The sequence below is a fragment of the Sorangium sp. So ce145 genome, assembly GCF_051525985.1.
Taxonomy (GTDB): Bacteria; Myxococcota_A; Polyangia; order Polyangiales; family Polyangiaceae; genus Sorangium; species Sorangium cellulosum_B.
Genome location: NZ_CP150315.1, coordinates 4,108,790 through 4,133,275, shown reverse-complemented (window position 1 = coordinate 4,133,275; position 24,486 = coordinate 4,108,790). Strand labels below are relative to the sequence as shown.

Annotated in this window: 18 protein-coding genes; 10 read left to right on the top strand and 8 right to left on the bottom strand. The window is 71.1% G+C overall.

The features are described 5' to 3' along the window. Positions 1-111: 111 nt before the first annotated feature. From WMF34_RS15635 to WMF34_RS15625, 3 genes are all read right to left on the bottom strand, one after another. Entirely contained in the window at positions 112-693 is a 582-nt protein-coding gene (locus WMF34_RS15635) for an ExbD/TolR family protein (RefSeq protein WP_020735583.1), read from the bottom strand. Positions 694-708: 15 nt separating this feature from the next. Further along, the gene (locus WMF34_RS15630) at positions 709-1,278 is read right to left on the bottom strand and encodes an ExbD/TolR family protein (protein WP_012235626.1); all 570 of its coding nucleotides are present in this window, start codon (positions 1,276-1,278) and stop codon (positions 709-711) included. A gap of 226 nt (positions 1,279-1,504) precedes the next feature. Then, positions 1,505-2,125, bottom strand: a complete 621-nt coding sequence (locus WMF34_RS15625) for a MotA/TolQ/ExbB proton channel family protein (RefSeq protein ID WP_231864858.1) — start codon at positions 2,123-2,125, stop codon at positions 1,505-1,507. Between the two features lie 1,014 nt (positions 2,126-3,139). On the opposite strand from WMF34_RS15625, the gene WMF34_RS15620 reads away from it, so the two are divergent. Genes WMF34_RS15620 through WMF34_RS15610 form a run of 3 tightly spaced genes read left to right on the top strand, consistent with a single transcriptional unit; the run spans position 3,140 to position 4,974 of the window. Next, positions 3,140-3,802 carry a MotA/TolQ/ExbB proton channel family protein gene (locus WMF34_RS15620; RefSeq protein ID WP_272098212.1) on the top strand — a complete coding sequence of 221 codons (663 nt, stop codon included), beginning with the start codon at positions 3,140-3,142 and terminating at the stop codon, positions 3,800-3,802. 3 nt (positions 3,803-3,805) lie between these two features. Continuing rightward, positions 3,806-4,369 carry an ExbD/TolR family protein gene (locus tag WMF34_RS15615; RefSeq protein ID WP_012235623.1) on the top strand — a complete coding sequence of 188 codons (564 nt, stop codon included), beginning with the start codon at positions 3,806-3,808 and terminating at the stop codon, positions 4,367-4,369. Further along, positions 4,366-4,974, top strand: coding sequence for an ExbD/TolR family protein (locus tag WMF34_RS15610; RefSeq protein WP_012235622.1), 609 nt, complete (start codon positions 4,366-4,368; stop codon positions 4,972-4,974). Before WMF34_RS15615 ends, WMF34_RS15610 begins: the two co-directional genes overlap by 4 nt. Before the next feature lie 165 nt (positions 4,975-5,139). On the opposite strand, the gene WMF34_RS15605 is transcribed toward WMF34_RS15610, so the two are convergent. The 3 genes from WMF34_RS15605 to WMF34_RS15595 all read right to left on the bottom strand — a co-directional run bounded on the left by WMF34_RS15605 (position 5,140) and on the right by WMF34_RS15595 (position 12,664). Continuing rightward, positions 5,140-8,469: a DEAD/DEAH box helicase gene (locus WMF34_RS15605; RefSeq protein ID WP_044964980.1), complete on the bottom strand. Its 3,330-nt coding sequence runs from the start codon at positions 8,467-8,469 to the stop codon at positions 5,140-5,142. Between the two features lie 95 nt (positions 8,470-8,564). Then, a complete protein-coding gene (locus WMF34_RS15600; protein ID WP_437993760.1) occupies positions 8,565-10,781 on the bottom strand; it encodes a sodium-translocating pyrophosphatase in 2,217 nt (738 codons plus the stop codon). Between the two features lie 173 nt (positions 10,782-10,954). Continuing rightward, positions 10,955-12,664 (bottom strand): TolC family protein, encoded by a 1,710-nt coding sequence (locus tag WMF34_RS15595; protein WP_437993759.1) that lies wholly within the window; start codon positions 12,662-12,664, stop codon positions 10,955-10,957. A gap of 437 nt (positions 12,665-13,101) precedes the next feature. On the opposite strand from WMF34_RS15595, the gene WMF34_RS15590 reads away from it, so the two are divergent. The 5 genes from WMF34_RS15590 to WMF34_RS15570 all read left to right on the top strand — a co-directional run bounded on the left by WMF34_RS15590 (position 13,102) and on the right by WMF34_RS15570 (position 20,383). After that, positions 13,102-14,922, top strand: coding sequence for a c-type cytochrome (locus WMF34_RS15590; protein ID WP_012235618.1), 1,821 nt, complete (start codon positions 13,102-13,104; stop codon positions 14,920-14,922). A gap of 98 nt (positions 14,923-15,020) precedes the next feature. Beyond that, the gene (locus WMF34_RS15585) at positions 15,021-17,225 is read left to right on the top strand and encodes a hypothetical protein (protein WP_437993758.1); all 2,205 of its coding nucleotides are present in this window, start codon (positions 15,021-15,023) and stop codon (positions 17,223-17,225) included. A gap of 99 nt (positions 17,226-17,324) precedes the next feature. After that, on the top strand, positions 17,325-18,938 hold the full coding sequence (locus WMF34_RS15580) for an aldehyde dehydrogenase family protein (protein ID WP_437993757.1): 1,614 nt from the start codon (positions 17,325-17,327) through the stop codon (positions 18,936-18,938). A 24-nt stretch (positions 18,939-18,962) separates the two neighbouring features. Further along, positions 18,963-19,739, top strand: a complete 777-nt coding sequence (gene surE, locus WMF34_RS15575; RefSeq protein ID WP_012235615.1) for a 5'/3'-nucleotidase SurE — start codon at positions 18,963-18,965, stop codon at positions 19,737-19,739. 41 nt (positions 19,740-19,780) lie between these two features. After that, positions 19,781-20,383, top strand: a complete 603-nt coding sequence (locus WMF34_RS15570; protein ID WP_012235614.1) for an adenine phosphoribosyltransferase — start codon at positions 19,781-19,783, stop codon at positions 20,381-20,383. Between the two features lie 4 nt (positions 20,384-20,387). Here the strand turns inward: WMF34_RS15570 and WMF34_RS15565 are convergent, their stop codons facing one another. Beyond that, positions 20,388-21,650, bottom strand: a complete 1,263-nt coding sequence (locus WMF34_RS15565) for a hypothetical protein (RefSeq protein ID WP_437993756.1) — start codon at positions 21,648-21,650, stop codon at positions 20,388-20,390. 81 nt (positions 21,651-21,731) lie between these two features. Here WMF34_RS15565 and WMF34_RS15560 point away from each other — a divergent pair, with 81 nt between their 5' ends. Then, the gene (locus tag WMF34_RS15560) at positions 21,732-22,970 is read left to right on the top strand and encodes an esterase/lipase family protein (RefSeq protein WP_437993755.1); all 1,239 of its coding nucleotides are present in this window, start codon (positions 21,732-21,734) and stop codon (positions 22,968-22,970) included. Further along, positions 22,967-23,728, top strand: a complete 762-nt coding sequence (locus WMF34_RS15555) for a uracil-DNA glycosylase (RefSeq protein ID WP_437993754.1) — start codon at positions 22,967-22,969, stop codon at positions 23,726-23,728. Before WMF34_RS15560 ends, WMF34_RS15555 begins: the two co-directional genes overlap by 4 nt. On the opposite strand, the gene grxD is transcribed toward WMF34_RS15555, so the two are convergent. Then, entirely contained in the window at positions 23,725-24,039 is a 315-nt protein-coding gene (gene grxD / locus WMF34_RS15550) for a Grx4 family monothiol glutaredoxin (protein WP_012235610.1), read from the bottom strand. The two genes, WMF34_RS15555 and grxD, sit on opposite strands and share 4 nt — an antisense overlap. Positions 24,040-24,486 lie beyond the last annotated feature (447 nt).

The window sequence follows — 24,486 nt, the reverse complement described above, 5'->3', positions numbered from 1 at the left end:
AGGCCGCGCCGAGCGCGCCGCTGGAGCCACCACGTTCCATGGTGACCGAGGCCGCCGGGGGTCGCCCGGCGTGCCCCATCCTTCTGTGCTCGATAGGTCAAGAAGCGGGGATCACTGCGACTTCGGGAGCTTGCTGACCATGAAGCTGACGTTCGGGTAACCGGCGAACGCCGCGGTCTGGAACACGCTCTTCACGACCAGCGCGGGCACGTTCTGATCGACCTGGAGGATGCACACGCCGGGGAACGGCTTGTTCGGCTGCACCTGCTTCCACAGCTCGCGCTTGTTCTTGAGCAGGTTGAAGAGCTCGTCGATCTTCTGAAGCCGCCCGAGCTCCTCGATCGCGCGGGTCGACCCGGCCAGGGCGCCGTCGACGAGGATCTGGTTGCCGTTCACGGCGACCATCGGTGCGTCGATGACGTCCTCGACGTTCTCCGCCTTCGGGAGCTTGACGTTCTTGTCGACGGCGATCTCGCCTGACGCCGAGAAGGACATCAGGAGGAAGATCACGGTCACGACGAGGAAGTCGATGAAGCTCACGAGGTTGAGCCCCGCGTTCGGGCTTCGAGCCCCGTGCCCGGACACCTTGTTCCACACGAACCGGAGCGGCACGCCCTTCATCAGCCGGCGGCCCGGCTGGTGGATCACGTGGGCGTGGGGGTTCTTGTGGTGCTTCGGATTGAACCTATCCATGTGCGCGCTCCTGCCTCAGCGGACCGAGAACGTCATGTTGAACACGGGGACCTGCTTGTTCCCATCGGGCAGCCGCATCTCGCGCTTGGGCGCGTAGAGCGCGTCGAGCACCGCGACGATCTCCTTGAAGGGCGTCCGGTTGTCGGTGTGGAGGATGGCCTGGTCGAGCTTCTTGTCGCTCGGATCCCGGTGGCCGCCGTGGGTCTTCCACTCCTCCTCGATCCGCTTCGCCAGCTCGGGGTAGCGGACGATCTTCGAGTCCGCGCTGCCGATCTCGACGGGCGACTTGTTCACCTTGACCTCGTTGACCACCGTCGCGCCCTGCTTCCACACGAGCCCGAACTCGCTCTCGCCGATGTGCAGGTTCAGCACCTTCTCCGGCGTCTGCGGGGTGAGCTCCTTGTTCGGGTCCGGAGGGCCAGGGACCTGGGCGTCCGCGTTCATGCGCGAGTTGGTGACCCAGACCGCCGTGATCAACAGGAATGCAATCGTGACCATCAGCAGGTCGATGAACGGGATCATGTTGATATCGCTGTTCGTCGACCGCTTCTTGCCGCCACCGTCGCCGACGTCTACGCCGCCCATATTGCCTTCCCAACGTGAGCCTGAGCTCACCTATCCAAGTTGTTCCGGGGAACGCCCTGCCCGCAGCTCGCGGTGGGCCACCATGCTGGGTCTGACTTCGTCGCTCTTCCGAAGTTCCCGGGGCCCCGGCGGCGGAAGCCGCCGTCCGGGGCTTCGAGGCGCGAAAGCGGGCCCAGGCGGCATCGCGCGCGGAGGGCGCTCGACGACCCGGGCCCGCCGAGGACCATCAGGCAGCCGCCTGACCTACTGCTGCGACATTCACCTTCTGACGGTTCGCGACGACGAGGTTGAGGATCTGCACCGACGCCTCGTTGATGTCGTCCTCGATGTGCTGCGTCTTGCCGTTCAGCACGGCGAAGCCGATGAGGCCGATGATGGCCACGCCGAGGCCGAAGGCGGTGCAGTTCATGGCCTCGGAGATCCCGAGCGCGAGCACGCGGGCCTTCTGGCTGGGGTCGACCGACTCGCCGGCGACGGAGCCGAACGACTTGATGAGGCCCGTCACGGTCCCGAGGAGGCCGGAGAGCATCGCGAGGTTCGCGAGCAGCGCGAGGTACGAGGTGCGCGCCGAGATCTTCGGCAGCTCGCGGAGAGCCGCCTCGTCCATCGCCGCCTGGACCTCCTCGTCGGGACGGTTCACCTTGACAAGGCCGGCCTGGACGATGCGGGCGAGCGGGGCGTTCGCCGCTGAACACATCTTCACGGCCTTGGCAACGTCACCCGCCAGGATGCACTTCTGCATGGTGGCGAGAAAGACGTCCTTGTTGATGGACGAGCCGAACAGGTAGAGGGCGCGTTCGACGATGATGCCGATCGTGAGGATCGACCAGAACAGGATGGGCCACATACCCCACCCACCCTCTTTGAAAGCTTCATACGCTCCGTGCATTGCTTCTGTCCTCCAGTTCGCCTCGCGTCCCCGGGATGAGGTTTCGCGCAACTCGATCGGTTCCCTTTGTCAGACTCGTGTTGCCGAGGGGCGGCAGTCTTTCACTCACACGTAAAGACGGATGAGAGGCCTATTTTGCTTGGCGGCGCTGGCCGTGGACGGCGTGCTGCTGTCGCTCTCTGGCGAAATGCCCACGGGACGCTAACCGAGCGGCGCTGACCTCTGCAAGAGTCCTGATCGTCTCTTCTGGTGCCGGCGCGCGGCGCCGTCCCAGCTCTCCCACCTGTCGTCCAAGACTGACTTCGCGTCGTCGCGCCAGGGGCCCTTTCATGGCTCTGGGCGCGGCTCCCCGTTCACCGCAGAGCGTGCCGCCTTGTGGCCGAGCTACGCCGACGCGCCCGGGGGACTCGCGCATCTTCGCGATTGAGACCCGGCGCCGTCAAGAGAGATTTGGCCACACGTGAGCGCTCTGATACGGGCAAAACTTTACAACAATCGCGGGGTTATGTCATGATCGGCCGGGAGCGGTGCGGGCCGACCAGCGGCAGATGCCGCGGATTTCAGGGGGCGCAGCGCCCGCATGACCGCCGCCGGCCCGATCGCGCGCCGCGGCAGTGCGAGCCGCGTCACCCGAGAGCGAGCGCAGCGGCTCATCCGCCCAGACGACGCGGCGATGGCAGAGCACGGCAGCCCGCTCGGACGCCGGCAGCCGGAGCGAATCAGGCGTCTCCGGACCGACCTGTCCGGCCTCGGCGCGGACGGCGCCCCTCCGCGCCGAGGCCGGAGCGAGCTCGGCGTGAGATACGCTGGTTCTTGCGGCGATTTTCGTCGATCCCGGCCTCGCGGCTCGGAGCGCCGCAGCATCGCCGAGCTTGCGCGCGGGATCGGGCGGCAGTTATAGTCGCCGCGCCTGGAGATTGTCGGGCTTCTGACGACGCTGAGAAAGGGACTTCGAGGATGCGTCATCTGCTGATGTTGGCGGCCGAGGGTGGTGGCGAAGGTGGGATGTGGGAGGCCATCAAGCACAATCCGACCTTCCTGATCGCGAACCTGGTCGTCTCCGCGGTCGTGGTGACCATCATCATCGAACGAACCGCGTTCCAGCTGGGACGCTACCGCGTGAACTCCAAGGAGTTCTTCGCGCAGGTCAAGAAGCTTGTGGCGGCCGGCAACATCGACCGCGCCATCAAGCTCTGCGACGCGAGCGACTACCCGATCCTGCAGCTCGTCAAGGCCGGCCTGACCCACGCGAACAAGGGGGCCGACGAGATCGACGCCGCCCTCAGCGAGAAGCTGTCCGAGCTCAAGCCGGCCGTGGAGAAGCGCATCGGCGCCCTGTGGTCGCTCGCGAACATCGCGACGCTGATCGGCCTCATCGGGACGGTCTCCGGCCTGATCAACACGTTCGCCTCCATCGCAGCCCAGGGCCTCTCGCAGGCCGACAAGCAGCGGATGCTCTCGAACGGCATCGCGGAGGCCATGTACAACACGGCGTTCGGCCTCGCCATCGCGGTCGTGTGCATGATCGCGCACGTGCTGCTCCACACCCGCTCCAAGAACATCCAGCACGATCTCGAGTCGACGACCGAGCGCGTCTTCAACCTGCTCACGATCAGCAGCAAGCCTGGCTACTAGCCCATGGCGGACCCGCAAGACGTCCCGCTCAGCTCGGCGCAGCGATCGAAGATCCGGCGCCTATCGCAGCCCAAGGAGCCCGAAGCCGGGGAGGAGGCCGGCGAGCTCAACGTCGTTCCGTACCTCGACATCATCACGAACATCCTCATCTTCGTGCTCGCCAGCGTGTCGGTGACATTCGTGTCGTCGATCGACACGACCCCGCCGTCCATCGGCGGCGGAAAGGTGCGCAGCGAGCTCTCGAGCAAGGCGTTGAACCTCTCCGCGTTCATCACCAGCCAGGGGATCTCGCTGAAGACGTCGAGCGGCAACATCGCGACCGGCTGCCAGGACGTGGGCGGCGGGGTCACGGTGCCGAAGGCGAACGACAGCTATGACTACCCCGCGCTCACGGCGTGCGCGAAGCGCCTCAAGAACGCCCGCCCCGAGTTCAAAGAGGAGACGCAGGTGACCATCACGGCGAACCCGGGCATCGACTACAAGACGATCATCGACGTGATGGATGCGCTGAGGAGCGACGACGGGGAGGTGCTGTTCCCGGAGGTCCACTTCGGGGTGGCCCGATGAGCGCCGAGCAGCGACCTGCCCCGCGGCCGAAGGCGAGCGTCGTCCGCTACAAAGCGGCCCTCCGGAAGGCGATCCGAAGGAACCGGCGGGACCCTGAGATCGACTTCCTGAACATCACGGCGATGCTCGACCTGATGACGATCATCCTCGTCTTCTTGCTGAAGAGCGTGGGATCGTCGGCGGCATCCATCCCGCAGTCGAAGGACCTCACCCTGCCGAAGTCGGTGATGCAGGCCGAGCCCTCCCAGGAGGGTGTCGTCGTCATCGTCTCGAAGTCGCAGATCCTGGTCGGCGAGGATCCGACCCCGATCGTCATGCTGCCCAACCGCGAGCAGCTCGCGCAGTCGGGCGTCGACGCAAAGTACAAGCGCAGCGGCCCGAACGATCTCTACATCGTGCCGCTGGCGAACGCCCTGTCCCACGCGCGCGAGACGGACAAGGCCATTCGCGCTGCGAAAGGGCTCGATCCATCGTCGTCGGAGGCGATCATCGTCGCCGACGCAACCACGCCGTACCGCCTCCTGATCGAGGTCCTGTTCACCCTGGGGCAGAGCGAGTTCGGCAAGTACCACCTGATGGTCCTGAGCGGCGGCCGCAAGCCGTAGCCCCCCTCCCCCGCCCTGCGGTGCCGGAAGGCGCCGCGAGCGCCACTCCGAGCGCCGCCATGGATCCACCCGTGCCCCCATGAAGGGCGCGCTCCCCTGCGCGCCCTCATGGCTCGGCCGGGAGCGCCCCGATCGGCGCGCCCCCCTGCGCGCGCCGTCGTTCTTTCAGTCCACCGCGAACAGCTCTTCCAGGTCGGCCTTGGTGAGCTTCTTCGCGCCGCCCGCGTCCTCGCTGAGGACGGAGGCGACGAGCTGACGCTTCTTGTCCTTGAGCAGCAGGATCTTCTCCTCGATCGTCCCCTCGGCGATGAGCCGGTAGGCCGTCACCACCTTCGTCTGCCCGATGCGGTGGGCGCGGTCGGTGGCCTGCTGCTCGACCGCCGGGTTCCACCACGGATCGAAGTGGATGACCGTGTCGGCCGCGGTGAGGTTCAGGCCCGTGCCGCCCGCCTTGAGGCTGATGAGGAAGACGGGCACGCTCGGATCGTTCTGGAAGCGCTCGACGCGCTCCGCCCGGTCCTTCGTGGAGCCGTCGAGGTACTCGTAGGCGACACCATCCTCCTTCATCGCCTTCTCGATGAGCCTCAGCATCATCACGAACTGGCTGAAGACGAGGACCTTGTGCCCGCCCTCGACGGCGTTCGCGATGAGCTCCCGGACCGCGACGAGCTTGCCCGAGTCGTCGTCGCCGAACTCCCGCGGCAAGCCGAGCAGCCGCGGGTCGCAGGCCGCCTGCCGGAGGCGGGTGAGGCCGGCGAGGATCTGCAGCTGGCTCTTCGCGAGGCCGACGCGCTCGACCTCGCCGAGGACCTGCGCCCGCACCTCGCGCGCGACCTGCAGGTAGAGCGCCCGCTGCTCGCCGGTGAGATCGCAGATCTGATCCATCTCGATCTTCTCGGGGAGATCCTTGGCGACCTCCTGCTTCGTGCGGCGCAGGATGAACGGGTGGATGGCGGCGCGGAGGCGCTGCGCGGTCTTGTAGTCGCCCGCCTCGATCGGGCGCGAGAAGCGGGCCTCGAACTTGTCGAGCGAGCCGAGCAGGCCCGGCGAGACGAAGTCGAAGATGGACCAGATCTCCGAGAGCCGGTTCTCGATGGGCGTGCCCGTCAGCGCGAGCCGGCGCTTCGCGCGGAGCCGCTTGGCCGCCGCGGCGGTGGCGCTCATCGGGTTCTTGATGTGCTGCGCCTCGTCGAGGATGGCGTAGCTGAGGTCGAGCTGCGCGAGGAAATCCTCGTCGCGACGGAGGAGCGCATAGCTCGTGATCACCACCTCCGCGGCCTTCACCTCGTCGATCTGATCCTTGCGATCGGCGCCGTGCCAGAGGGCGACCGACAGCGACGGCGCGAACCGGGCGAGCTCGCGCTCCCAGTTCGTGACGACGCTCGTCGGGGCGACGATCAGCGCGCGCATGTGCTTCTCCTCCTGCTTGACGGCGAGCAGGAGGGCGAGCGTCTGGACCGTCTTGCCGAGGCCCATGTCGTCGGCGAGCACGCCGCCCGAGCCGATGTCATGGATGAACTTGAGCCACGAGAGGCCCGCCTCCTGGTAGGGGCGGAGCGTGGCCTTCAGGTTCCTGGGCCGCTTGGTGCTGCCGATCTCGTCGATGTTGCTGAGCTTCTGGAACAGCTCGCGCGCGGAGGCGGTCACGCTCGATCCGCTCGCGTGCTGGAGGAGCTCGTGCACCCGACCGGCCTGCGCGAGCGGCAGCCGGCCGTTCTTGCCGGCCGCCATCATCAGCTCGACCTCGCGATCGAGCATCGCGCGCACGGCGTCGGGATCGAACGCGGCGAACGACCCGTCCTCGAGGCGGACGTAGCGCTTGCCCTCGGCGAGACAGCGGCGCAGCTCGTCGCGATCGACGCCGATGCCCTCGCTCTCGAAGCTGAGCTTGACGTTCAGCCAGTCCATCCCCGAGGTGACCTTGGCGAACACGCCGATCGGCCTGCCGCGCACCTGCGTGTCGACGAGATCCTCGGGGACGAAGAGGTCCCAGTCGTCGGGGAGCTCGGCGAGCCCCTCGGTCCAGAAGGTGAGCGCCTGGTCGCCGTTCGCGATGAAGCCCTGGCCCGTCTCGTCCGGCTTGAGCCCGAGGGCGAGCAGCCTGCTCGCCGCCTCCTGCTGAGCGGCGATGTCCACGCGGATGCAGCGGGCGCGCTTCATCCCCTCCTCGGGCGGCTGCACGAGCACCGGGGGCGACATGCCGTCGGCGCGCACCGCGACCTCGGCGTCGCCGTAGGCGGCGGTCAGCGTGACGCGCGCCTCGATGAGCGAGCCGCCCGCGCGCATGCGGAACGTGGGCACGAGATCGACGACCTCGGCGATCTGGTTGAGATCGGGCAGCTCCGCGCCGACCTCGAGCGCGATCTTGGGCAGCCCCTGCATGATGATGCGGGCCAGCTCGCTCATCGGCTCGCCGATGGTCGGCGAGCGGAGCAGGCGGCGCATCGCCGCAGGGGAGACGCGCTTGTCGATGCGGCGCGCGAGCCCCTCCTGCGTGTCGATGTGCCAGCCCGGCCAGCCCTCGAACCACCCGCCCTGCAGCAGCGAGAAGCGGCGCTTGTCGTTCCCCCGCTCGAAGCTCGTCTTCACGATGATGGTGTCGCCGCCGACGGTCTCGAGATCGAAGCGCGGCCGCAGGCTGTCGTCGCCGAAGCGGAGCTGCATCAGGGCCGGCTCGAGCAGCACGCGCTGGCCCTCGAGCAGCGGGAGCAGCTCGGCCACGTCCTCGCCGCGGATGTCGACGGCCGGGTGGCGCGGGTTGCCGCTCTCGAACCGGGCGAGCAGCCGGAGCGCGTCGCGATCCGGCGTCGGATAGAGCGCCTGCCAGGCGAGCGCCGCAGAGGGCAGCACCGGCACGCGCGCCTCGGCGTCGAGGACGGTGACGGTCAGCGCCCCTTGCCGCACGTGGAGGCGGAACTCCACGCGCCGTGCCCCGGTGACGCCCTCGGGCGGAAGCCAGGCGCCGATCCCGGTCTGCTTGGCCGTCGCGTCCAGGATCGGCGCCGCGAGGGCGACGGGTGAGCCCGGCGGCCCGTGGGTGCCGACGACGGTCGGGACGGGCGCCGCCGGCGTGATCGCCAGGCGCCCGCGGCGATCGCGGCGGCGCACGCGCTTCAGGGCGTCACCGCCGGCGTGGGCGGTCTGCGGGACGAGCGCCGGGATCGGCGGCTCGCGCCGCGGCTGCGCGCCGCGCGCCTGGTCGCGGATGCTGATGAGCAGCGCCGCGACGTGCTTGCAGTGCTGCCCAGCCTTCTGGAACGCCGGACAGGAACACTGCGACTGGATGCCATCGGGCGATAGCTCGACCTTGACCGGATACGGCTCGGAGTCGGCGGCGCGGACGGTGCCGCTCGCCATCGTCTCGTTGATGGAGATGTCCTCGACGACGCGGCGGCGGAAGTACTCCAGCCCGCGGAGGAAGGTGCGGGCGCCAAGCAGCCTTCGCAGGCCACGATCGCTGAGGGTGGAGAGTGCGTCGGAGATCGGAGGCGGCACGTCGTGGGCTCGGGATACGGGTGCGGCGGTTATTCGCCGGGATGGGTCGGGTGAACGGGATCTCTTGGCAAATCCCGCTGGGTGAAGAACCGTCATCAGATGAAGAACGGCAAGAACACGATGATCACGGCGGGGAGCATCTTGATGAGCACGTGGATCGCGGGGCCGGCCACGTCCTTGAGCGGATCGCCGATCGTGTCGCCGACGACGGCGGCACCATAGGTGGGGTTGTCCGCCCGCGCCCCCGTCTCGTCGACAAGGTAGCGCCCACCGTGCGCGCCGGTCGCGATGTACTGCCTCGCATTGTCCCAGATCGCCCCGGTATTCCCCAAGAAGAGCGACCCGAGGACGCCTGCGACCGTCCCGGCCATGATCAAGGCCGCGACTGAATCGGCCGCGACCAGAGGATTATCTTCCGTCCTTGCAAAGCGCAAGGCAAGTCCCACGACGACGGGCACCACCGCGGAGACGAGGGCTGGCGCGATCATATGGCGCAGCGCGGCCCGAGAGACCATCTCGACGCAGGGCTCGTGGTCGCCGACGAAACCCGGCGGGCGGGCGCGGGCCTGGCGCCTCACCTCGTCGAGGACGCGCCGGCCAGCCTGGAGGACGTTGCGAATGCAGCGGCCGGCCAGCCAGAAGACAAGGAGGATCCCCACCAGGGCGCCGAGATAGACCTCGGGCCGGTCGAGGCGCAGGACCATCGCGGTCGTCTCGCCGCGGATCGGCGCGCTCGACGTCAACGCGCGGCGCCGGGACTCATCGAGGTAGCCGGCGACGAGCAGCAGCGAGGCGAGCGCGGCCACGCCGGCCGTGTACGCCTTCGTGAGCGCCTTGGTCGTGTTGCCGACAGCGTCGAGCACGAGGGTGCGGCCACGCACGTCCGGCCGCTCGCGGGCGACGGTCACGGCGACGATGCCGCCCGCGTTGTCCACGATGGGGCCGAACGCATCCATGGCGAGGACGTACCCCGCGGTGCCCAGCATCCCCATCGTCGCGACCGCGGTGCCAAACAGGCCGCCCCCGGCGAGCCCGGAGCGGGCGCCGAGCAGGTAGGAGCCGAAGGTGGCGCCGACGACGACCAGGAGCGGGAGCACCGAGCTCTCGAGGCCGATGGCGAGCCCGCGCAGCACCGCCATCGCGGAGCCGCTGCGGGCCGCCTCGGCGAGCTCGCGCACCGGGCGGTGCCGCTGCTCGGTGTAGTACTGCGTGACGTGCAGCACGCCGATGCCGGTGACGATGCCGATCACGCCGCAGGCGAAGAAGATGACCCAGTGGGCGCCGAGCAGCCACTTGGCGGCCCCGGCGATGCCGACGGCGTGGAGGGTGGCCGTGACGTAGAGCCCCCGCACGAGGGCGTTGAAGGCGTCCTCGCGGTCGTCGGTCTTGACGACCATCACGCCGAAGAGCGTCGCGATGAGGCCGAACGCGCGGCTGACGAGCGGGAAGAGCACGACGGCGAGGGCGCTCGGGAGCCCGACGTTGTTGCGGAAGAGCATCGCGCCGACCACCATGGCGCCCGCGTTCTCGGCGACGGAGGAGGCGAAGACGCCGGCCGCGCGCCCGGCGCAGTCGCCGACCGTATCGCCTGCCAGATCGACGATCGTGGCCGGGTTCTGGAGGTCGTCCTCGTCGAGCCCGACCTCCGCGCCGGCGAGGTCCGCGCCGAGGTCGGCCGCCTTGGAGAAGGTGCCGCCGCCGAGCTGCGCCATCAGGGCGGCGAAGGAGGCGCCGAGCGGGTAACCGGCGATGACCCAGGGGATGGTCGGGGCGAGCGCGAGCGCCTCGGCCGGCTCGGCGCCGAAGCCGCCACGGAACGCGAGGACCGCGGCGAACAGGCCGCCGAGGCCGAGCAGGCTCATGCTCGCGACGAAGAGCCCCGACACGGCGCCGCCGCGGAGGGCGATCTGCAAGGCGAGATCGAGCGAGCGGCGGGCGCCGCTCGCGGCGCGTACGCTGGTGCGAGGCGCGATCCAGGCGGCGACGCGGCCGGTCGCGACCGCGCTGGCGGCCCCGACCGCGAACGAGAGCGTCAGCCAGACACCGAGCTCCAGCGCTGGCACCGGGTTGTTCTCCCCGGTGCGCCGGAGGAGGCCGTAAGCGAGGAAGATGGCGCCTCCGAGCATCGCGGAGACCGCACCGATCACGCTGCTCTGGCGGCGAAAGTACGCCTCCGCGACCCCCTGGATGATCGCGGCGACGCGCTGCATCTCGGGCTCGACCGCGGGGCGCGCGACGACCCAGCGAGCGAGGTAAGCCGCAAAGGCGAGCCCGAGCAGGCCGCCGCTGAGGATGAGCGCAAGCTCCGTCATGACGGGCGGACCGGGCGCGCACCGTGGACGCGCTACCTCGGCCGGTGAGGGATGATGCGGGTGGTTGCCGCGGTGTCGACAAAGGCGCCGCAGGAACCCGCGCTGCAGCGGCGCACGCCTTCCCTACTCCGGCCAGGAGGGCCGTGCAAGCGAAGAAGACGCGCGCGGCAAGGTCATTTCACGTCCTTCGCGTCGCGCCCGACCACGTGATCCAGCCGGGTCTTGGCGACGAGCGCGCCGACGCGCGCGTTGAGCTGCTGGAGCCGCGCGCGCGTCACCTCGCCCTCGGCGTCGACAACGTCGACGCTCGTGGCCCGCCCTGCCCGGAACAGCTCGGATCGGACGCGCATCGACTCCGCGGCCGCCGCGAGCTGGCGCTCTGCCGACTCGATGCTGCTCGCGGCCTTGTTCAGCTCGGAATACGCCGAGACCACCTCGAGGCGGAGGGCGTCGCGCAGCGCGGCCTTCTGCTCTGCGATCTGCGTGGTGCGGGCGTTCGCCTCGGCGGACGCGCCCGCGGTGGCGAAGATGTCGTTGACGACCCACGTGGCGCGGACGCCGGCGGACCACGTCGCATCGAACCTGTCCTGAGCTCCGAAGACGCGTTGGTTGGGGTTCGCGTAGGTGAGATCGGCGAACCCGTCCAACCGCGGGAAGTAGCCGGCCCTCGTGACCGCCTCGGCCTTCTCGAGCGAGTACTGCGTCTCGTCGAGGGCGCGGATCTCGAGGCGCTTCTGAAGCGCCTCCTGGACCAGCGCCGGAAGCGCCTCCGCGGGCGGCTTCGCAGGCGCGCTCCCCATCACGTCGATCCCCAACGTGAGCGGCCTGTCCGGCGCGGCGCCGAGCGCGATACGGATCTGGTCGTCCGCGACCAGGAGCGCGGCCTGCGCCTCGTTGAGCACCTGCTCCGCGCCGGCCACCTGGGCCTCGAGCCGGAGCACGTCGGCGCGCGAGAGCAGCCCGACTTCGAAGGTGCGGCGCGCGTCCTCGACGTGCGCCCTGGCCTGAGACACCGCCTCACCTGCGACGACGACCTGCCCCTTCACGCGGACCCAGTTGAAGAACGCGATCTTCGCGTCGGCGGCGGCTTGCAGCGTCTCCGCCTGCAGCTCGAGCTTCTTCGCGCTCTCTGCGTGGGACGCAGCGGCGTATCCCTGCGAGATGCGGAACACGTAATCCGAAATGGGTACGGCGAGGCTGGCCGTCAGGGAGTAGGAGTTGACGGACGAAGGGAGGCTAAGCCCAGGAGATCTGGCAAGTTCCACGAAGACGCGGCTGGCGGGGTCGGTGTTGGCGTCGACGATGCACTGCGAGTCGGCGGCGCCTGGGCAGGGCGCGGTGGAGAGGCGGCCCGGGGTAAATCTAGGTAGCCCCGCCGCATCGAAAACAGGTTCCCCCTCCGCATCGACTACGCTGAAGGCCGGCGCCCCCGCGCCGAGGGCCGGGGTCTCGACCTCTGACAAACGCGTGTAGGTGGCCGTGAGCGTCAGCCGCGGAAAGAAATTGACCATCGCCTGGTCGACCTTCGCAGCCGCCGCGCGGAGATCGGCCTGCTTGGCGCGGAGCGACGCGCGCGTCCGCAGCGCAGCCTTCGCGACGTCGTCCGGCGTCAGCCCTCCCGGCTGCGGCGCGAGGGCCGTGGCGAGCGGATCGGCCTTCGGCGCCGCCGGCTGGGCCGCAGGGACAGGAGCGCCCGTGGGCTGCGGTTGGCCCGCGGCAGGAGGCACCGGGGCGGGCGGCGGGGTGACCGGCTGCGGAGCCGCCGGTCGGGGGGCGGCCGGCTGCCCCGCGGCCGGTGAGGCGATGAGCCCGAGGGCGAGCAGCCCGGCGAGCGTCGAAGCCAGCGAGATGCTGCGTCGAGACGAGGGTGCGGTGCTTTTCATGACCGGTCGGTCACTTATGGGCGGCGAGAGCACCCGTCAAGTCACAGGCGATCCCACCCATCGCGTCTCGGCGATGGCTCGCCTCGCCGTCTGGAGAAGGTGACCGGGCAGCCCGCGCTCTCGGCCCACGGAATGCTTGCGCCCCCAGGCCCGGGTCATGGGCTGGCCGCGCAGGACACCGTCCGGGACCACGCCGGACCCGATGGTCTGGTGCGCTCGTCATGCCGTGCCGCAATGGGCCACGACAGCAGGGACGGCGTCACCGATGCGCATCACGGGACCCTCGCCAGACGCGCCACCCAACCCGCTCACGCGCGTTGTGGACGGCAGGAATACGTCGCTCTCTAAGCGGCAACACGTATTGCCGCGCGCAATCGGATGGAAGAACATCGAATGAAGTGGCCGCCATCTTGCTTGGCGGCGGACCGGAGGCCCTCATGCATAGACTGCTTGCGTCGCGCCGCAGCTTCTCCCCGTTCCTCGCCATCCTCGTGATCGCATCACCCTTTGCCGCCTGCGCTCCGTGGGAGCTCGGTGAGGACGACACCCCCGACATCGGCGATCCTGGGAGCGTCGCGGTCGCGGCGGAGCCGCCGCCCGCCATCAGCGGCGGAACGCTCGCCGTGAGCAAGAGCGCCCTCCGCGCGGTGGCCGCCGATCCGGATCGCGACCGGGTGTGGATCGTCGATCTCCAGGCGCAGAAGCTGACCGCGGAGATCGCCTTGCAGAAGGGCGACGAGCCGGGCAGGGTCGTCGAGGACGACGCGGGTCGCTTCCACGTCGCGCTCCGCCGCGGCGGCGCGATCGTGACGGTCGACGCGGACAGCGGGACGATCGTCGACCGGCGCGACGTATGCCCGGCCCCGCGGGGGGTCGCCTACGATGCGCAGGCCGACGCGCTCCATGTCGCCTGCCTCGGCGGCGAGCTCGTCACGCTCCCGGCCGGTCCCGGCGCGGCGACGCGCCGCCTGAAGCTCGATCGCGACCTGCGCGACGTGGTCGTTGACGGGGACCGGCTCCTGGTCAGCAAGTTCCGGTCTGCCGAGCTGCTCACCGTCGGGGCGGACGGCATCGTCATGGAGCAAAAGAAGCTCCCGAATTTCAACCTGTTCGGGCAGGAGTTCGCGCCGACCGTCGCATGGCGGACGATCAAGCTGCCGACAGGCGGTATCGCGATGGTCCACCAGCGCGCCTTGATCGCGCCCGTCGAGATCGTGGAGGGGGGCTACAGCTCCGGCGGGTGCGATGGGAGCGTCGTCCACGGCACGGTCTCGGAGGTCGGCACGCCCGACTCCGACGGCCAGCCGAACCTGGCCGCTGCCCTCCCCTCCGCGACCCTGCCGGTCGATGTCGCGGTGTCCGATGACGGTCTCTCGTATGCGGTCGTCGCGGCCGGCAGGAGCGAGATCCTCATGACCAGCCGCGCGAACTTGAACGTGACGATGGATTCCTTCGAAGGAACCTGCGTCGAGGCGGAGCAGCGCGTGGTCGTGGAAGGCGAGCCCACGGCCGTCGCGTTCGCCGGCGGCTCTGTGGTGGTGCAGACCCGCGAGCCGGCGGGCATCCAGGTCCTCGGGGCGCCCAACACCGCCGGCAACCGCGTCGCCAAGGTCATCACGCTCCCCGGGGAGAGCCGCAGGGACACCGGCCACGAGATGTTCCACCGGAACGCTGCAGGCCCGATGGCGTGTGCGTCATGCCATCCTGAGGGTGGCGAGGACAGCCACACCTGGCACTTCAACCCCATCGGACCGCGGCGCACCCAGTTCGTCAGCGGCGGGATCCTCAACACGGCCCCGTTCCACTGGGACGGCGATATGTCGGGTATCGAGGCCATCATGGACGAGGTCTTCGAGCGGCGCATGGGCGGCATGCACCAGGGGCCGCGCCGGGTGAAGGTCTTCGCCCGGTGGATCGACAGCCTCCCCGCTCCGCCGGTGTCGTCGGCGCCCGACGCAGAGGCCGTCGCGCGCGGCGAGGCCCTCTTCCACGACAAGGCCGTCGACTGCGCGAGCTGCCACGCGGGCGCTCAGCTCACGACCAACGACTCGTTCGACGTCGGCACGGGCAAGGCCTTCCAGGTCCCGTCGCTGGTCCGCATCGGCGCGCGCGCGCCGTTCATGCACGACGGATGCGCGCCGACGCTGAAGGACCGGTTCACCAACCCCGCCTGCGGCGGCGGCGACCGGCACGGCAAGACGTCCCAGCTCTCGGACGCCCAGATCGACGATCTGGTCGCCTACCTCGAGACCCTCTGACCCCTTCCGGCGGGATTTTCCGCCGATGAGCCCGCCCGATCGCGCCCCTTCACCGCGAATGATGTAACGAGCGCCGAGCCGCGATATGCTGGCGCGGCGTGAACGTCGCCGAAAAAGTCGCCACCCTCGAAGCGCTCCTCCACCGGGTGCAGCGGAACGCCGCTGCGCCTCGCACCCGGGCGCAGCTCGCGGCCTCCGCCGAGCTCGTCCCGCATCGCGGCGAGGCGCCCGGCGCCATCGCCAACGACACGGCGGGCGCGGCCTCGCCCGACCCCAGGTTCAGCTCGCCGGCGAACGAAGCACGGCCGGCAGCGGCGGCCAGCGCGGTCGCCGCGAGCGGGCCGTCTGCGCCGCGCGCCATCGAGCCCGTCCTGGACGATGTCGGTGGCATCGACGCCTTCAGCCCGGCGGCCGCGCAGGCATCGCAGACCGCGGCGGCCAGCGCCGCGAAGCAGCCGGCAGCGGCCGCGAAGGCACCGCAGCAATCTCCGGCGAAGACGCCGCAACAGCCGCCGGTGAAGGCGGCCGCAGCAGCCACGCCCGCAGCGAGCGGGGTCAAGGCCGCGGCCGTCAAGCCGGCAGCGGCGACGCCGGCGCGCAACCCTGCGCCGCCTCCCAGCTCACCCGGGAAGCCGGTCGCGAGGCCCGCCGCCTCGATCGATCTCCCGCGGGCTGACGCCGGCCCCCCCGCCGGTGCTCAGGAGACCTTCCGCCCTCCCGCGGAGGCGGCCGAGCTGAAGCCGAGAGAGGCAGCCAGGACCGCGGCCAAGGTCACGGCGCCTGCGGCCAGGTCAGCTGCCCTGGGCAAGGACGCGCCCGCTGCAGGCCCGGCGGTGCCCCCGGCCCGGGGCTCCAGCCCGCGCGCAGAGACGAAGCCGTTCTTCCCTCACGAGGACGTCGCTGCGCGGCCGAAGGTCGCGGAGGGCGACAGCGAGCTCTCGTTCGCAGGGCTCCTCCCCGACGAGCCGGAACCCGGCCAGAAGCCCGCTGCCGCGCTGAAGCTCCCGGCCGAGCGCAGGGCGGCGCCGGACGCCGAGGCGCGCGCGGAGCGCAGACCCCGCGCGGAGGCACACGCCGCGATCGCGTCGGCCGCCGCGGACGACGCCTCCGCGCTCGATGCGGTCACTGCCCGTGGGCCGTCCTCTTCTGGTGAGCCGGTCACCCCCAAGGCGCCGGATCCGATCGCCGCCGCCACGCGGCGCGCGATGGGGGAGCCTGCCACCGAACGAGAGTTCAGCCGCGAGATGGTCGACGACGAGCCGACCGTGATCCGCGGCATGCTCGAGGACGAGCCCACCGTCATTCGTTCTCGCCCCGAGGGCCTCGAAGACGAGGAGACGGCCGTCCGTTCCGCCCGGTCCGAAGCCCAGGCCGTCGCGCGCTCGGTCGCGGAAGAGGCCGGCGATGCATCGCCCGGAACGCTGTCAAGAGACGCGGGCGACGAAGCGGATCGCAGGTCCAGGCCGAAGGCGGCCGACCGCGACCTTCTCCCGAAGGTCATCACCAAGGACCCGCCCCTCCCGGCCGACAAGGACGTGAAGCCTTCCGACCACGTCACGGCGCGGCCCGCCGCGGACGCCGGCATCACCGTGCGACCGCCGCCGCGCCCGCGCTCCCGCGTGGGCATCGTGATCGCCGCCGTGGCGCTCCTCGTGGGCGGCGCAGCGGTCGCGTACCGGCTCAGCGCGTCTGACCCCGAGCCCGCGCCCCTCCCCAACGTCGACACGCCTCCGGGAGCGACCCAGGGCGCGACCGCGCAGCCGCCGGCCACTGCGCCGACGCCGACCGCCGCGCCCACCGAGACGGCGCCCGCTGCGCCGTCCGCGGCCGAGACCGCGACGCCGGCAGCGAGCGCTGCGCCCGAAGCGAGCGCCGCGCCCGAGGCGAGCGCTGCACCCGAGGCGAGCGCTGCGCCGGCCGCAGGCAAGGCCGAGGATCTGCCGCCGAGCCGGGGCCACCTGACGGTCAATTCGCCAGAGCGCGCGTCGGTGTATGTGAACGGCTCGCTCGCGGGAAGCACCGGAGAGACGCTCGACGTGCCTTGCGGGACGCGTTACGTGCGGCTCGGCAAGCTGACGACGGAGAAGACGTCGACCCCCGCGTGGCTCTCCGCCGGCCAGGCGGTCATCGTCGGTTGCCGCAAGCAAACGGTCGTGTCGATCACGCCCTCCGCGGCGAGCCCGACGCCCGACCGCTCCACGAAGCGGAAAGGCAGCCCCGCCGGCACCGCCACCCCGGACGGTGAGGGCGCTGCGCCCACGCCCGCTGAAGAGACCGCGCCTGCGCCTGATCCCGCTCCGTAGAAACCCGCGCCCCCGGCCGGTCCGGTCGGGGCCTGCTCCCTAGGGTCGCGACATGCCCCATGCCGAGGGGCAGGAGCGCGGTGCTAGGCTCCGCGCCCGATGGCTTCCGAGACGACTCCCCTTCCCCACGAGGCCGGCGCCGCAGCTGGCGACGCGGCGTCGTCGGCGCCCGCCAGGGTAGCGCGCTCCGATCCCTTCTCTCTGCGCAGCCCGGCAGGGGGAGCGCCCCTCGACGGCGTGGCAGAGACAGAGCTCAGCGCCCTCGCGACGATCGTCGCCAGCGCGCGGGCGGCGCAGATCGCCTGGGCGGAGGTCCCGATCAGGGAGCGCGCCGAGCTCATCGCGCGCGTCAAGAACCGCCTGCTCGCGCGGGCCGAGGAGATCGCGACGCTCGTGCACCGCGAGTGCGGCAAGCCGATCGAGGAGGCCGCGCTCGCTGAAGTGCTCCCGAACGCGGATCTCATCGACTACTGGACCCGGTCCATCGAGGAGCTCCTCGACGACTCCCCCGTCGCGCTCGACCCGCTCGCCTACCCCGGCAAGGTCGGGCGCATCCAGAGGGATCCGCGCGGCGTCGTCGCGCTCATCACGCCCTGGAACTACCCTGTCGCGATCCCGCTGCGCACGATCGTGCCGGCGCTGCTCGCGGGCAACGCCGTCGTTTTCAAGCCGAGCGAGGTCACGCCGCGCTCCGGCGCGCTCGTCACCTCGCTGTTCGACGGGCTGCTCCCGGACGGCGTCCTCGCCGTCGCGCAGGGCGGCAGCGACGTCGGCGCCGCGCTCGTCGGGGCCGGCGTCGATCTCGTCGTCTTCACCGGCAGCGTCGCCACCGGCAAGAAGATCGCCGTCGCGTGCGCCGAGCGCCTCATCCCGACGTCCCTGGAGCTCGGCGGGAAGGACAGCGCCATCGTCCTCGGCGACTGCGATCTGGAGCGCGCCGCGCGCGGCGTCCTCTGGGGCGCCTTCACGAACGCCGGACAGAACTGCGCCTCCATCGAGCGCGTCTACGTCGAGCAGGCGATCGCGGACCGCTTCATCGCGCGCGTCATCGCGCTCACGGGGCAGCTCCGAGCCGGCATCGACGTCGGCGTGATGACGACGGCGCGGCAGGCGGAGATCGTGCGGCATCAGCTCGAGGCGGCCGTCGAGGGCGGGGCGGAGATCCTCGCCGGCGGCGCGCCGGAAGAGGGCTCGCTCGCCTTCCCGCCGACGGTCCTCAAGGTGGAGCGCGAGGACACGCCGCTGCTCCTGGAGGAGACGTTCGGCCCCGTTCTCCCCATCATCGTGGTGAAGGACGCCGAGGAGGCGATCGCGCGCACCAACGCGTCCCGCTTCGCGCTCACGACCAGCCTCTGGACCCGCGGCTACGAGCGGGCCCACGCGCTCGCGCGACGGCTGCGCTCCGGCGTGGTGACGATCAACAACCACGGCTTCACGGGCGCGCTCCCGGCCGCGCCGTGGACGGGGGCGGGCGACAGCGGCTACGGCGTCACGAGCAGCCCACACGCGCTCGCGGAGCTCACGCGGCCGCGCTTCTTGCTCGAGGACCGCAGCAGGGCGAAGAGCGAGCTGTGGTGGTACCCTTATACGCCCGCGCTCCGGACGGTGGCCTTCGCGATGGCGCGGGCGCGAGGTGGAGCGAGATGGTTCGGCCGCGTCAGCGCCCTCGTCGAGCTCGTCGCCGCGCTCGCGAGGCGCCTGCTCGGTCGCTGATCCAGAGACCCATCGAACGAACGCATGCGCCCTCTGATCCTCCTCTCCAACGATGACGGCTACTCAGCGCCGGGTCTGACCGCGGTGCGGGACGAGCTCGCCCGGCACGCCGACGTGGTGGTGTGCGCCCCCGCGGTCAACCAGAGCGCGACGAGCCACTCCCTGAGCCTGCACCGCGTCCTCCGGCTGCTGGAGGCTGCGCCCGGCGTGTTCGCGGTCGACGGGACGCCCGCCGACTGCATCTACGTCGCCCTTCACGCCGGCACGCGCGTGCTGCCGCGGCGCCCCGATCTGGTCGTGTCGGGCATGAACCACGGGCTCAACCTGGGCGCCGACATCTTCTACTCGGGCACCGTGGCCGCCGCGCGCGAAGGAGCGCTCCGCGGCGTCCCCTCGATCGCGCTCTCCGCCGATGCAGGCGCGTCGCTCCCGGCCGCAGCGGCGCTCGGCGTCAAGCTCGCCCTCGCCCTCCACCGCGCCGCCGGGCAGGAGGGACGCCGGCCAGCGCCGCTGCTCAATGTCAACATCCCCGCGGGCAGCAGCTGGCCCGTGCGAGCCACGCGCATGGGCGCGCGCTTGTACACCGAAGAGGTGATCTTCCGCCGGGATCCGCGCGGGCACGAGTACCTCTGGATCGGCGGCGCGGGCGTACGCCACGACCTCGTCCCCGGCTCGGACACCGAGGCCTACGACGCAGGGGCCGTCAGCGTCACGCCGCTGACCCTCGACCTCTTCGCCGCGCAGCACGAGGGCATCGCAGGCCTGCTCGCCGCGGAGCTCAACGACGGCCCCATCCCCTGACGTAGCGCGCGTCGCGACGCGTGGAGCGCTTTCCGGCTCGAATGCGCTCGCCTACGCTCGGCGTCATGTTCAATCACGACGCCCTGCCCTCCGAGCACGCGCTCCGTTATCTCAAGGCGCACCTCCGGAACGTCCCGGATTTTCCGAAGCCCGGGATCCTCTTCAAGGACATCACGCCGCTCCTCGCGGATCCGCGGGCGCTCCACATCACGCTCGATCTCCTGGCCCAGCGCTTCGTCGGCGAGCACGTCGACGTCGTGGTCGGCGTCGAGTCCCGGGGCTTCATCTTCGGCGGCGCGCTGTCGGCCCGGCTCAACGCCAGCTTCGTGCCCGTGCGCAAGCCAGGCAAGCTCCCGGCCGCGACCGATCGCGTGGCGTACGCGCTCGAATACGGCACGGCAGAGCTCGAGATGCACAAGGGCTCGATCAGGCCGGGGGCCAGGGTCCTGATCGTGGACGATCTGCTCGCGACCGGCGGCACGGCCTCGGCCGCGGCCGAGCTCGCGCGCAAGCAGGGCGGCGAGGTCGCCGGCTTCGCCTTCGTCGTCGAGCTCGATTTCCTCGGCGGTCGTGCGCTCCTCGCGGAGCGCGCCGGCGACGCGGCGCCGGTCTTCTCGATCGTGCACTTCGCCGCGGGCGAGTGAGCGTTCACTCCTGGCCCACGCCGACCTGCAGCTTGCGCGCGACGGTGCGGCTCGCGGTCGTCGCCCGGGTCGGCCCGCCGACGGGGAACGTGATGACGACCGCGCCTGTCCCGCCCTTGGTGATGCCCCCGCCGTGTACCCCCACCAGCTTCCCCAGGCTCGCCGCGTCGAGCGAGGCGCCTGCGCCGCGCAAGGCGTCGATCGGCCCCACCCCTGGCAGCGCGGCGAGCGCCCCTCGATCGACCGCCGACATCTCGGCGAAGAGTCCGGACGCATAGACGAGCGCCGTCGCCGCCGTGGCCGGATCCGAGCCGCGGAACCAGGCGCCGGCGTCGTGGTAGGGCAGGTGCGCGCAGCGCGCGTACAGGGCGCCCAGCGCCGCGGCGGCCGCGTCGGCCATGCGATCGCCGAGCGCGACGAAGCGCGCCCGGTGCGCAGGATCGAAGTATGCCCGCGCGTATCCGCCGGAGAAGCGCGCGGTGATCGCGCGCCACGACGGAGAGCGCCTTGCCTCCTCCGCATCGAACCCGGGGACGATCTCCACGGCCCCGTCGGTGATCGCGGCGAGCTCGGCGTCGGCGCCCGCCGTCAGCTTGCCCTGCGCGATGAGCGCGCCGAGCCCCACGGACTCGGCGGCCAGGGCTGCTGGCTCCCCGGCGCCGGCGGCGACCTCTTCTGCAGCGGCGCCGCGCGGCATCGCCAGCCAGAGCTCGGCGACCCAGCCCGCGAGCTCGAAGGGCCCCATGGAAGCCCCGGCGTAGATCCGCTTGCGCGCGGCCTCGCAGGTGCGCGCGTTCCGCGCCGCGTCCTCGCCGGCGGTCGTCTCCGGCTCCGTGGGCGACGCGGCCGGGGCCTCTCGCGATCGGAGCATGCGCGACGCGAAGAGCGCGCCGACGATCACCAGCGCGAGCACGCCGACGGGGATCACGAGGTGCCGCGCTGGCCGGACCCGGGCGGCCGGCGCTGGCGGCGCGAGCGAGCTCACCGAGCGGTGCGCCTGAGCGAGCCGCCGCGCGATGTCGGACGCCTTACGCGTGCGTAGCTCTTGTGGCAGAAGCGGCCACTGCTCGACCAGCTGCTCCAGATCGATGGCCACGGGCGCACCGCGCCCACGCAGCGCGATCTGGCGTCCCTGCACGCTCACCGAGCCCGATGTTCCAAACAGGCCCAGGGCCTCCTGTACAGCCGCCTCGATCTCCCGCGCGCTGGGGTCGTCCACGATCGCAGGGTAGCCGGATTTGCCGCCGGCATGCCGCCGCTTCTTCACGCCGCCCGGCTGTCACGGTCGCAGGCGCGGGCGGCGATGGAAATGCCGCGGAGGGCCGGCGGACATGGCACATTCCCGCGCGTGCAGAAGACGCGCGTCTACCTGTCGCCGGGCATGTTCGGCTTCGCGACCCTCGCCTCCCTCGAGTATTTCGAGCACTTCATCCGCGCGATCGAGGAGCGGTTCCGCGATCGCGGCCGTATCGTCGAGATCCACGTCTGCGAGGTCCACCCGACGGCCTCCATCCTCCGCCGGGCGGCGAAGCTCGCCCGCCTCGTGGACGAGAGCGCCGGGGACGACGGCGGCCCCATCCACATCGTGGGCCACTCGACCGGAGGCCTGGACGCTCGCCTCGTCGCCTCGCCGACGGCGCGGCTCCCCGGGAACGCTCACCGCCGGCTCGGCTGGACGAGCCGGCTGCGGTCCGTCACCACCATCAACACGCCTCATTTCGGCACCCCGCTCGCCGCCTTCTTCGCCACGGTGAGCGGCCAGCGCCTGCTCTACGCCGTCACCGCGCTCACGGTGGCCGGCCTCAAGCTCGGCGCGCCGCCGCTCGCGGCCGCGTCGGCGCTGGTCGCCGCGTTCGGCCGGGCGCAGCTCGGCTTCTTCGAGATCGAGCTCATCGATCGCGCGGTCGAGAGCTTCATCCGCGTGCTCGACGACGCCTCGAGCCGCGAGCTGCGCGCCTGGCTGAAGCTCTTGCGCGACGACCAGGGCGCCATCGTCCAGCTCATGCCCGAGGCGATGGATCTCCTCCACGCTGGCCTCGAGGACCGCGCGGGCTTGCGGTACCAGAGCGTCGCGACGTACGCGCCGCGCAACGCCGTCCGCGACTGGGTGTCGGCGCTCCGGTCGCCGTGGGGAGCGATGTCGGCAGCCATCTTCACCGCGCTGTCGAACATCACCGCCCGCCTGAACGAGCACTACCCTTGTCGCTCCCATGACGGCTCGATCGAGCAGAAGCTCGCGCGCGTGCTCGGGGAGCTGCCGCCGCCGGACGCCAACGACGGCGTGGTTCCGCTGGCCTCGCAGGTCTGGGGGGAGCTCATCTGGGCCGGCAAGGCCGACCACCTGGACATCGTGGGCCATTTTCCGGGCAAGGGCGGGCACATCGACTGGCTGGCGAGCGGAGCCCGCTTCAATCGCCTGCGCTTCGACGCGGTGCTCGACCGCATCGTGACCGGGATGGTGGCCGGCGAGCGGGGCGGCCTGACAGAGCACGCGGCGGCGCCGCCGCGCCCGCTCGCATCGGAGCGCGGCGCGGACGTGGGGCAGAGCAGCGCCTCGACGAGCTCGGGCGGCGAGCCCGCCGCGTGAGCCGCGGCGGCGCGGCGCGCGCGCTCGATCTGATCACGGCGGAGCTCGTCGAGTGCCGGCGCTGCCCGCGGCTCGTGGCGTGGCGCGAGGACGTCGCGCGAGAGAAGCGGCGCGCTTACCGGGACCAGACCTACTGGGGCCGCCCTGTGCCGGCCTTCGGCGATCCGGACGCGCCGCTCGTGATCGTCGGGCTCGCCCCGGCGGCGCACGGAGGGAATCGCACCGGCCGCATGTTCACGGGCGATCGATCGGGTGACTTCCTCTACGCGGCGCTCTACCGAGCGGGGCTCGCCTCGCAGCCGACGAGCACCTCGCGCGACGATGGGCTCTCGCTCCGGGGCGTGTTCATCACCGCCCCCTGTCGCTGCGCTCCGCCGGACAACAAGCCCACGATCGCCGAGCTCGCGGCGTGCCGCGGGTGGATCGACCGAGAGCTCGCGGTGCTGCATCGGGCGCGCGTCTACCTCGCGCTCGGCAAGATCGGCTATGACGCCGTCGGCGCGCTCGCCCGCTCGCGCGGCGCGTCCGCGGGGGATCGCGCGGAGGCACACCCGCGCCTCCCACCGTTCGCGCACGGCGTGGAGGCGGCGATCCCCGATCCGCGCGGCGGCGCCGGGGCGGCGCTGCTCTTCGGCAGCTACCACGTCAGCCAGCAGAACACCCAGACGGGGCGGCTCACCGGCGACATGTTCGACGAGGTCCTGCGCCGCGCAGTCAGCGCGGCGGGGCTTCGCGCCCCCGAGCGATCCGGACGTTAGTCCTGCTTCGACAGGAGCTTCTGCAGATCGCCCGACTGGAACATCTCCATCAGGATGTCGGAGCCGCCGATGAACTTCCCGTCCACGTAGACCTGCGGGATCGTCGGCCACTGCGAGTAGTCCTTGATGCCTTGGCGCAGCGAGGGATCGGACAGCACGTTGACGTCCTTGAAGTCCACGCCGCACTTTTTCAGGATGTCGACGGCCCGCGCCGAGAACCCGCATTGCGGGAAGGTCTTGGTGCCCTTCATGAAGAGGACGACGCGGTTGCTCTCGACGGTATCCTTGATTGCCTGGTGGATGTCGCTCATGGCTCGTTCCTGATCTCCCGCCGCGAGCGGGATCGCCCATTGTTCAATCTACACAGAAGCGGCGCGTGACAGCCGGGCCGCACGCCGTGGCGTGCCGGCGGGGCTCGCGACGGGACCGCGCTGGGCTCGCCAAGCGGACCACATGACCGCCCCGCCCCGCGCGCGGTTGTGAACGGGGTTTCTGGTGTCGCCCTCCGCCCGCGTCAACTGGGCTGGAGCGCCGCAGGGGTCCCATGGAGGGCTGCATGGACTGGTGGTTCCTCTGGTGGGTGCGCCGACGGCTTGGTGCGTCTTCGCGAGGGATGGGGGGCGGTAGGCGGCGCCGGCCAGGCTCAGCGCATCCGTCGGGGGGCTCGACGGCCGCGGCCGTGCGGGGGCACGGCGGGCGATCGACACCGCCGACACCGCGCGCGCCCGCCCGCGAACACGGAAACGTCGAACGCTGGT

What these genes read in the sequence shown, in the direction of transcription:
- WMF34_RS15600 (WP_437993760.1), bottom strand. Translation starts at nt 10,781, where the DNA reads ATGACGGAGCTTGCGCTCATCCTCAGCGGCGGCCTGCTCGGGCTCGCC.
- WMF34_RS15615 (WP_012235623.1), top strand. Translation starts at nt 3,806, where the DNA reads ATGGCGGACCCGCAAGACGTCCCGCTCAGCTCGGCGCAGCGATCGAAG.
- WMF34_RS15570 (WP_012235614.1), top strand. Translation starts at nt 19,781, where the DNA reads ATGCGCTCGCCTACGCTCGGCGTCATGTTCAATCACGACGCCCTGCCC.
- WMF34_RS15580 (WP_437993757.1), top strand. Translation starts at nt 17,325, where the DNA reads ATGGCTTCCGAGACGACTCCCCTTCCCCACGAGGCCGGCGCCGCAGCT.
- WMF34_RS15595 (WP_437993759.1), bottom strand. Translation starts at nt 12,664, where the DNA reads ATGAAAAGCACCGCACCCTCGTCTCGACGCAGCATCTCGCTGGCTTCG.
- grxD (WP_012235610.1), bottom strand. Translation starts at nt 24,039, where the DNA reads ATGAGCGACATCCACCAGGCAATCAAGGATACCGTCGAGAGCAACCGC.
- WMF34_RS15590 (WP_012235618.1), top strand. Translation starts at nt 13,102, where the DNA reads ATGCATAGACTGCTTGCGTCGCGCCGCAGCTTCTCCCCGTTCCTCGCC.
- WMF34_RS15610 (WP_012235622.1), top strand. Translation starts at nt 4,366, where the DNA reads ATGAGCGCCGAGCAGCGACCTGCCCCGCGGCCGAAGGCGAGCGTCGTC.
- WMF34_RS15620 (WP_272098212.1), top strand. Translation starts at nt 3,140, where the DNA reads ATGTTGGCGGCCGAGGGTGGTGGCGAAGGTGGGATGTGGGAGGCCATC.
- WMF34_RS15625 (WP_231864858.1), bottom strand. Translation starts at nt 2,125, where the DNA reads ATGTGGCCCATCCTGTTCTGGTCGATCCTCACGATCGGCATCATCGTC.
- surE (WP_012235615.1), top strand. Translation starts at nt 18,963, where the DNA reads ATGCGCCCTCTGATCCTCCTCTCCAACGATGACGGCTACTCAGCGCCG.
- WMF34_RS15630 (WP_012235626.1), bottom strand. Translation starts at nt 1,278, where the DNA reads ATGGGCGGCGTAGACGTCGGCGACGGTGGCGGCAAGAAGCGGTCGACG.
- WMF34_RS15635 (WP_020735583.1), bottom strand. Translation starts at nt 693, where the DNA reads ATGGATAGGTTCAATCCGAAGCACCACAAGAACCCCCACGCCCACGTG.